The sequence below is a fragment of the Streptomyces griseorubiginosus genome, from assembly GCF_017614965.1.
In the GTDB taxonomy this organism is placed as follows: Bacteria; Actinomycetota; Actinomycetes; order Streptomycetales; family Streptomycetaceae; genus Streptomyces; species Streptomyces griseorubiginosus_B.
The window spans coordinates 1-8,583 of the sequence record NZ_WVUG01000353.1 but is presented as its reverse complement, the minus strand read 5'-3'; the positions used below and the strand labels follow the sequence as shown (position 1 = coordinate 8,583).

At 71.6% G+C, this 8,583-nt stretch carries 6 protein-coding genes; 1 reads left to right on the top strand and 5 read right to left on the bottom strand.

Annotated features, from left to right (window positions below; genetic code table 11):
- Window positions 1–265: 265 nt before the first annotated feature.
- Window positions 266–760 carry a lamin tail domain-containing protein gene (locus GRC12_RS38420; RefSeq protein WP_208784952.1) on the bottom strand — a complete coding sequence of 165 codons (495 nt, stop codon included), beginning with the start codon at window positions 758–760 and terminating at the stop codon, window positions 266–268.
- 77 nt (window positions 761–837) lie between these two features.
- Window positions 838–2,022, bottom strand: coding sequence for an FAD-dependent oxidoreductase (locus GRC12_RS38415; protein ID WP_208784950.1), 1,185 nt, complete (start codon window positions 2,020–2,022; stop codon window positions 838–840).
- Between the two features lie 95 nt (window positions 2,023–2,117).
- Between GRC12_RS38415 and GRC12_RS38410 the strand changes: the two genes are divergently transcribed.
- On the top strand, window positions 2,118–3,086 hold the full coding sequence (locus GRC12_RS38410) for a D-cysteine desulfhydrase family protein (protein ID WP_208784949.1): 969 nt from the start codon (window positions 2,118–2,120) through the stop codon (window positions 3,084–3,086).
- A 7-nt stretch (window positions 3,087–3,093) separates the two neighbouring features.
- Here GRC12_RS38410 and GRC12_RS38405 read toward each other — a convergent pair whose 3' ends face one another.
- The 3 genes from GRC12_RS38405 to GRC12_RS38395 form a co-directional block, all read right to left on the bottom strand.
- Window positions 3,094–4,458 (bottom strand): FAD-dependent oxidoreductase, encoded by a 1,365-nt coding sequence (locus GRC12_RS38405; RefSeq protein WP_208784948.1) that lies wholly within the window; start codon window positions 4,456–4,458, stop codon window positions 3,094–3,096.
- A 136-nt stretch (window positions 4,459–4,594) separates the two neighbouring features.
- The gene (locus GRC12_RS38400; protein WP_208784947.1) at window positions 4,595–5,440 is read right to left on the bottom strand and encodes a chitosanase; all 846 of its coding nucleotides are present in this window, start codon (window positions 5,438–5,440) and stop codon (window positions 4,595–4,597) included.
- 151 nt (window positions 5,441–5,591) lie between these two features.
- Complete coding sequence (locus GRC12_RS38395; RefSeq protein ID WP_208784946.1) at window positions 5,592–8,363, bottom strand: SpoIIE family protein phosphatase/ATP-binding protein; 2,772 nt, start codon at window positions 8,361–8,363, stop codon at window positions 5,592–5,594.
- Window positions 8,364–8,583 lie beyond the last annotated feature (220 nt).

Below are 8,583 nucleotides of genomic sequence, written 5' to 3'. Positions count from 1 at the left end.
GTCGGCCGGTGGGATGCGCATGGGGTCCATCTGCAGACGGGGGCACGTGTAGGTACCAGTATCGTCCGCACACGGCGGTGGAGATCACGCGGGGGTGGGCGCGCAGGATGCGCGCGGCGCACTCGGGGTGCGCGCGACACGCTCCATGACACGCCGCTTCACACGTGTCCCGTGTCCGGCGCGCCCGCCACAATGGCGCCCGCGAACGGGGCCCGCCCACCATCCGCTTAGGGGCGGGTCCCGTTCGCACCCGGGCGATACGCCGTCACCCGTGGAACGTGATGTACCCGTTGCCGTCCGGGTCGTTGCCGCTCTTGGTGTACGCGTGCGAGTCGGCGCCGGCGCCGGACGGCTTGTACACGTAGATGGTGTCCTTGTCGTTGTTCCACATGAAGTTGCAGTTCTGGCGGTAGACGACGTTCTTCGCGTCGGAGTCGGTGCCGTGGCCGCCGCGCAGCTTCACGTAGTCACCGGGCTGCAGATAGTGGTTCTTGGAGAAGGTGAACCGGTTGCCGGCCTTGTCCTTGACCACGTACCCCTTGAGGTTCACCGTCGTGTGGGACGAGTAGTTCTTGATCGTCAGATACTCGTCCTTCGTGTTGCCGGTCGCGCAGTTGTTGGAGTCCCGGCCTGGCGCGTCGTACTGAACGCCCTTGATCTTCAGCGCGGACGAGTACTCGGTGGCGTGGGCCGGGACGGCGGCCAGCACGGCGAGTGCGCCGGCGGCGGTGGTGGTGGCGGCGAAGAAACGTATACGCATGGAGCAACGACCCCCCGATGTGGATTTTCGGTGAAGAGTCTGGAGCGTATACAACTCGGGGCTTTCCAGGGCCGTCTTCATCCAAATGCGGGGCGCGGCTTCTGCCCCGCCGACCGGATGTCCGACTCCCAGTCCAGGAGCCCGATCAGTTCGTCTTCGCCGGGGCGGGAAGGGGCCCGGTCCCCGCGTGCCGGGGACGTGGACCGAACGCCCCGGGAGATGTTGCCGCTCACGGTGACGTTGTGCTCCACGCGCGGGCGGCGCAGTTCCTCGTAGAGCGAGAGCGCGGAGTCCGGATCCGGGGCATCGCGCAGGCACTTGGCGAGGACCACGGCGTCCTCCAGCGCCATCGACGCGCCCTGGCCGGTCGCGGGGGAGGCCGCGTGGGCGGCGTCGCCGAGGAGCAGGATCCGCCCCGAGCGCCAGGCGGTGCCGGTCGGGATCTCGGTGGCGTTGGTGACCAGCACGTCGTCGGTGGTGGCCGCGACGATGTCCGCGGCGGGCGTGGCGTCCTCGCGCAGCAGGGGGAGCAGCAGTTCGCGCCAACGCTCCGGTGTGCCGTCGGCGAGTTCCTCGGCGGGCAGCGGATCGCCGGCCACGCGCGCGAACCAGTACGTCTCCCCGCCCGGCGAGACGGCATGGCCGAAGGCCGCGCGGCTGCCTCGGATCATGGTGATGCACGCGTCGTCGGTCGAGCGGGGCCCGGCGTCGGTGTAGCCGTAGAAGACCCGCTGGCCCGCGTAGAGGGGCCGGACGCCGGGGGCGATCGCCTGCCGGACGGTGGAGTTGAGGCCGTCGGCACCGATGAGGAGGTCGGCCGTGGCGGTGCCGCCGTCGGCGAAATGCGCGGTGACGCCGTCCGCGCCCTGCTCGACGGAGGTCAGCCGGGCGCCGTGCCGGATGCCGATTCCCCGGCGCGTCGCCTCCGCCTGGAGCCCGGAGTTGAGGTCGCCGCGCCGCAGGCACCGGTAGCGCAGCAGCGGATCGCCCGCCTCGCCGAGCGGCACGTGCGCCAGCTCCGTGCCCGTGTGGTCCAGCACCCGCATCGAGGTCAGCGGGAAGCCGAGGGCGGTGACGGCGGCGGAGGCGTCGAACTGCGCGAGCGCGCGCATGCCGTTGCTCGCGAGAGTGAGGAAGGCGCCGATGTCCTCGGCCGAACCCGGATGCGCCTCGCGCACCTCGGCGGCGAACCCCGCCTTGTGCAGGGCCAGCGCCGTCGCCGTGCCCGCGATTCCGCCGCCGATGACCAGTACCCGTGTCACGCTCACCCCGTCCGTGTCGGTACGGCCCCCGTGACCGTATCCGCGTCTGTGGCAACGTCTCACCGGCAGCGACGGTTCCAGTTCGAGGAGACACCGTGACCGGAAAGACCACCCTGGCCACCTGGCCGACGCCCCTGGAGCGCATGCCCCGGCTGGCCGCCGCGCTGGGCCTGGGCGAGGACGACCTGTGGGTCAAGCGGGACGATCTGATCGGTCTCGGGGGCGGCGGCAACAAGGTCCGCAAACTGGAGTGGTTCACCGGCGCCGCCCTCGCCGAGGGTGCCGACACCCTGGTCACGACCGGCGCCGCGCAGAGCAACCACGCCCGTCTCACGGCCGCCGCGGGCGCCCGCCTGGGGCTGGACGTCGTCCTCGTCTTCCCGGGGTCGCCCGACGGTGCGGCGGACGCCTCCGGCAATCTCGTCCTCGACGGCCTCTTCGGGGCCCGCGTCCACTGGGCCAAAGACGCGGATCCGAATGCCCTGGGTGTCGTCGCCGAGGAGGTCTGCGAGCGGCTGCGCGGGGAGGGGGCGCGTCCCTTCCTCATCCCGTTCGGCGGCTCCAGCCCGCTCGGCGCGCGGGGGTACGTCGAAGGAGGCGAGGAGATCCTGGCCCAACTGCCCGACGTGGAGCACGTGGTGGTGGCGCTGGGCTCCGGCGGCACGATGGCCGGACTGGTCGGCGCCCTGGGGGAGCGGCGGGTGCTCGGCGTGCACTGCGGGGCGGTACCCGATCCGGCCGCCACCGTGGCCGCACTCCTCGGCTCCGGCGTCGAGCCGCGCGGGTTGCGGGTGCGCACCGATCAGGTCGGCGCGGGGTACGGCATCCTGCACGAACCGGTCCTGGCGGCGATGCGGCGTGCCGCGAGCGCCGAGGGCATCGTGCTGGACCCCGTCTACACGGGGCGGGCCATGGCCGGGCTGGTGGCGGCGGTGGAGGACGGTGACATCCGGCCGGGGCAGCGCACCGTGTTCCTGCACACGGGCGGGCTTCCGGGACTGTTCGGCCACGCGCAGGCGGTACGGCGTACCGTCTCGGGCCTGTCGTCCTGGAAGCCCGCCTGAGGGGCGGTCAGGCGCCGCTGGCGCGGAGCATGTCCTCACGCTCGACGATCTTCACGCGTTCCCGGCCCTGCGGCTCGCCCAGTGCCTTTTCCGCGGCATCGAGCTTGTACCAGCCGTCCCAGGTGGTGAAACGGACCTGGTGCTCGGCGAGGAAGGCGTCCACGGCCTCGGGTTCGGGCGAGGCCGGGGTGTGCAGACGGCCGTTGGCGTGGTCGTCCAGCAGGTTGGCGACCGTCTCGTTGGCGTCGCCCTTGGTGTGGCCGATCAGGCCCACCGGGCCGCGCCGGATCCAGCCGGTGACGTACGTCGACTGCAGGTGCTCGCCGCTCTCCTGGATGACCCGGCCGCCCTCGTCCGGGACGGTGCCCGAGTCGATGTCCCAGGGGAGCTTGGGGAGCTTGTCGGAGAGGTAGCCGACCGCGCGGTAGACGGCGGTGACGTCCCAGTCCTTGAACTCGCCGGTGCCCTTGACGTTGCCCGTGCCGTCCAGGGCGGTGCGCTCGGTGCGCAGGCCGACGACGCGGCCGTCCTCGCCTAGGATCTCCGCCGGGGACTCGAAGAAGTGCAGGAACAGCTTGTGCGGGCGGTCGCCGACGTCGCGGATCGCCCAGTTCTCCAGGGTCTTGGCGACCATGTCGGCCTGCTTGTTGCCGCGGCGGGTCTCGATCGAGCCCTCGTCGTAGTCGATGTCCTCGGGGTCGACGATGACCTCGATGGTGGGGGAGTGGTCCAGCTCGCGCAGCTCCATCGGCGAGAACTTCGCCTGCGCCGGGCCACGGCGGCCGAAGACGTGGACCTCCAGCGCCTTGTTGGCCTTCAGGCCCTCGTACACGTTCGGCGGGATCTCCGTCGTCAGCAGCTCGTCGGCCGTCTTGGCGAGGATGCGGGCCACGTCGAGGGCGACGTTGCCGACGCCGAGCACGGCGACCTTCTCGGCCTCCAGCGGCCAGGTGCGCGGCACGTCCGGGTGGCCGTCGTACCAGGAGACGAAGTCGGCGGCGCCGTAGGAGCCGTCCAGGTCGATGCCGGGTATGCGCAGCTCGCGGTCGGCCGTCGCTCCGGTGGAGAAGATGACCGCGTCGTAGAACGCGCGCAGGTCGTCCAGGCTGATGTCGTTCGGGTAGTCGACGTTGCCGAACAGCCGGATCTGCGGCTTGTCGAGCACCTGGTGCAGGGCCGTGATGATGCCCTTGATGCGGGGGTGGTCGGGGGCGACGCCGTAGCGGATCAGTCCGAACGGCGCGGGCATGCGCTCGAAGAGGTCGATGGACACACCGGGTTCGGCGGCCACGTCGGACTTGAGCAACGCGTCGGCGGCGTAGATCCCGGCGGGGCCGGCTCCGACGATGGCTACCCGCAGGGGGCGGGGCATGATCAGGTTCCCTTCGAGCGGCGACAGATCGACTCGAACGGGAAGCCTAAGCTAAGGCAAGCCTAAGTCGGTACACGGGTCCGGTCTATGGGCTCATAAATCAGCTTTATGAGCCCACAGGTGCTCACCGGACGCGTCACCCGATGTGGTAACTGTCCCCGTACACCTTCCAGTTGAGGGGCGTGTTCAGACAGAGGTTGCCGTTCTTCAGGAAGACCCGCTGCTCCGTGTCGACCCGCGTGGTGTCGCTGTGGGCCTCCTCCTGCTTCATCGCCCACACCCGGGCGTCGAGGAAGGCGTTGAGGTACGTCGTCTCGTTGCCGCCCTGGGCCGGCGGCTTCGCCTTGTTCAGGGCCCGCTTGCGGATGTTGCGGAAGCTGGTCGGGTCGTCGCCGTCGCCGTGCATCACGATGGCGTCGTAGTAGGTGAACTGGCCCAGCGTCCCGAGGCCGTCCGCCTTGCCCTGCTTGACCGCCGGGTTGAAGTACACCCGGTCGCGCTCGTCGTTCTGCGCCTGCTGGAACGCGCTGTCCTGGGCCGCCTTGCGCCAGTCCTTGGGGAAGTTCGGGTCGAGGCCGTCGTGCGAGTCGCTGCCGTTGACCCGCTTCAGGGCCGGCAGGTACTTGGCGAGGACGTTGCCGGGCTTGCGGTCGGTGTAGAGCTGGACGAGGTCGAGCATGTCGCCGGTGCCGGAGCAGAAGCCGATGATGCCGGCGGTGTAGCCGCGGCCGTCACCGATGTCCTCGATGTACTTGTACTGCGCCTTCCAGTCGAGCGAGGAGTTCTCCGCGCTCGACACCAGTTTCATGGCGATCTCCTTCTTCGCCGGGTCGTCGAGACCGACGCAGCCCGCGGCGCTCACGGTCGCCGAGGCGTGCGAGGGCCGCAGGAGCGGAGCGGCGACCAGGGAGGCGCCGATCAGCGTCAGGAGGGTGCGGCGCGAGGTGAGGGTGGGTGCGGAATCGCTGGAGGGGTGCCTCACGGGTGCTCCAAAGAGGGGTGGGGGGTGGGGAGTTGGGCCGTGCGTCACTCTGATAGGAAGGTTTCCTATCAGAACTCGACGGCGTCGAACACCCGTTGCGGAAAAAGTTCGTACGGTCACACGAAGAAGGTCCGGACCAAAAGGGGGCGACTCAGGGCAGCGGCTGCTCGGCCCAGATGACCTTGCCCTCCGGCGTGTAGCGGGTGCCCCAGCGCTCGGCGAGCTGCGCCACCAGGAACAGACCGCGCCCGCCCTCGTCCGTCATCGCCGCGTACCGCAGGTGCGGCGAGGTGCTGCTGCTGTCGAACACCTCGCAGATCAGCGTGCGGTCGAACAGCACCCGCACCTGGATGGGATCGGCGCCGTAACGCATGGCGTTGGTGACCAGCTCGCTCAGGATGAGCTCCGTGGCGAACGTCAGCTCCTCCAGGCCCCAGCCGGTGAGCTGCCGGGTGACCGCGGCGCGGGTCTTGCCGACCGCCGCCGGATCGGACGGCACCTCCCACTCCGCGACCCGGTCGGCCGGCAGAGCCCGCGTGCGGGCCACGATCAGTGCCACGTCGTCGCTGGGCTTCGCCGGCAACTGCGACTCGAGCACCGCCCGGCAGGTCTCCTCCGGTGACTCACCGGCCCGCTCCAGCGCCCCGCGCAGCAGCTCCAGACCCTCGTCGATGTCCCGCTCCCGGTCCTCCACCAGCCCGTCGGTGTACAGCACGAGCCGGCTGCCCTCCGCCAGCTCCAGCTCGGCCGTCTCGAACGGCAGACCGCCCAGACCCAGCGGGGGCCCGGCGGGCACGTCCGGGAACGTCACACCGCCGTCGGGCCCCACCAGCGCCGGCGGGGGATGACCGGCCCGCGCGACGGTGCACCTGCGGGACACCGGGTCGTAGATGGCGTACAGACAGGTCGCGCCGGTGACCGGGGCGCTGCCGTCCGCCGCCTCGTCCTGGTCGATCCTGCCGACCAACTCGTCCAGCAGCGCGACCAGTTCGTCGGGCGGCAGGTCGAGCGAGGAGAAGTTGTGCACCGCCGTCCGCAGGCGTCCCATGGTGGCCGCCGCGTGCAGACCGTGCCCGACCACGTCGCCCACCACGAGCGCGACCCGCGCACCCGACAGCGGAAGCACATCGAACCAGTCCCCGCCGACCCCCGCCTGCGCCGGCAGATACCGGTAGGCGATGTCCAGCGCCGACTGCTCGGGCAGCCTGCGCGGCAGCAGACTGCGCTGGAGTGTCACGGCCATGCTGTGCTCGCGCGTGTAGCGGCGCGCGTTGTCGATGGAGACCGCGGCCCGGGCCACCAGCTCCTCGGCGAGGGCCAGCTCCTCCACGTCGAAGGGCTGCGGCTTCTGCGAACGCCAGAAGCTGACCACGCCCAGGACCAGCGACCCCGCCCGCAGCGGCACGGTGATCAGCGAGTGGATGCCGTAGTCGACGACCTGCGCGGTCCGCTCCAGGTCCTGCGCGTGCCAGCCCGGCGCCACGTCCAGGTCCGGCTCCAGCACCGCCTGGCCCGAGCGCAGGCTGCGGGCCTGCGGCGAGGAGTCGACGAACCGGATCTGCCGGCCCACCGGATACAGCGGGGCGTCCTCGCGGATCCCGCTCGAGGCGGTGCGGCGCAACGGCGTCACCGCCTCCGGCTGCCCCCCGCCCAGCACCGAGTCGAACAGGTCGACCGTCGCGAAGTCGGCGAACCGGGGCACCGCGAGCTCCGCCAGCTCCTGCGCTGTACGGGCCACGTCCAGGCTGGTGCCGATGCCCACCCCGGCGTCGTAGAGCATGTTCAGCCGCTCCCGGGCCGCCTCCGCCCGGCCGGACAGGGCCCGCAGCTCCGTGGAGTCGCGCAGGGTGGCGACGCTGCCCGCGGGGCCGCCCTCGACGTTGGTGGGGCGCTGGTTGACCGCCAGCAGCCGGTCCTTGACGAGGTGCACCTCGTCCGTGGCCATGCGACCGGACGCCAGCAGGTCGGCGGTGTCGTCGGGCAGCCCGAGGTCGAGGACGTGCCGGCCCTCCGCGTCCTCGGGCAGCTCCAGCAGACGGTGCGCCTCGTCGTTGGCGAGCAGCAGCCGGCCGTCGTCGTCGGCGATCAGGACGCCCTCGCGGACGGAGTGCAGCACCGCGTCGTGGTGCTCGTACATCCGGGTCATCTCGTGCGGGCCCAGACCGTGCGTCTGGCGCAGCAGACGGCGGCTGACGAGCGCCGTACCCGCGGTGGCGAGGCCCAGGCCGACCGCCGCCGCCATCAGGACGAGCGGCAGCTGCCGGTTCGCGGCGACGTCGATGTTGTTCAGGGTGACTCCGGCCGACACCAGGCCCACGACCTTGCCGTCCGGTGCCGTGACCGGTACGACCGCCTGCACCAGCCGCCCGATCGTGCCGTTGACCTCCTCGACCACGGTCTTCCCGGCCAGTGCGGGGGCGATCGTGCCGACGAACTTCTTGCCGATGCGGTTCGGCTTGGGGTGGGTGTAGCGGATGCCGTCGGTGTTCATGACGACGATGAAGTCCACGCCGGTCGCCTTGCGGGCCGCCTCCGCCCTCGGCTGGAGCACCGCCGTCGGGTTCGGGGCGCTCAGCGCCTCGCGGGTGCCGGGCGCGTTGGCGAACGCCTCGGCGACCGCGACCGAGCGTTTGCGGGCCTCCTGCGTGCTGTCGTGCCGTACCTGCAGATACAGCGCGACCACCGCGGCGACCACCAGCAGCAGCACGATCACGACCTGCAGCAGGAACACCTGCCCGGCGACGCTGCGACCGGTCAGCGCAGACCGCAGCCGCCCCGGCTCCCGGGCCTCCGGCTGCCCGCCCGGCCGGGCCGCCCTGCGCCGCTCGTGCGCCGCGCGGGCGCGCTCGGCCGCGCGTCGGGCAGGGGCACCGCCGGGACGACCGGCAGAGCGCGCCCCGTGACGGCCCAGAAGTCGGACCATGTGCCCATGTCTACACTGCCGCGCCCCAGGAGGCGAGAGGCGTCACAGAGGGTGACAGCCCACGCCCCGCCCCGGACGCGGCCACCACGCCCGCCGCCGACTCCATCCCGCCCCAGGAGTGGCCCGCCGCACGAGCACCGCGACGTCACACCCCGTCAGCCCCCGGACGGGGCACGGCGCCCGGGACGGAGGGCGGCGGTCTGGGCGGCGCGTGTCAGGT

What these genes read in the sequence shown, in the direction of transcription:
- GRC12_RS38420 (WP_208784952.1), bottom strand. Translation starts at nt 760, where the DNA reads ATGCGTATACGTTTCTTCGCCGCCACCACCACCGCCGCCGGCGCACTC.
- GRC12_RS38405 (WP_208784948.1), bottom strand. Translation starts at nt 4,458, where the DNA reads ATGCCCCGCCCCCTGCGGGTAGCCATCGTCGGAGCCGGCCCCGCCGGG.
- GRC12_RS38395 (WP_208784946.1), bottom strand. Translation starts at nt 8,363, where the DNA reads ATGGTCCGACTTCTGGGCCGTCACGGGGCGCGCTCTGCCGGTCGTCCC.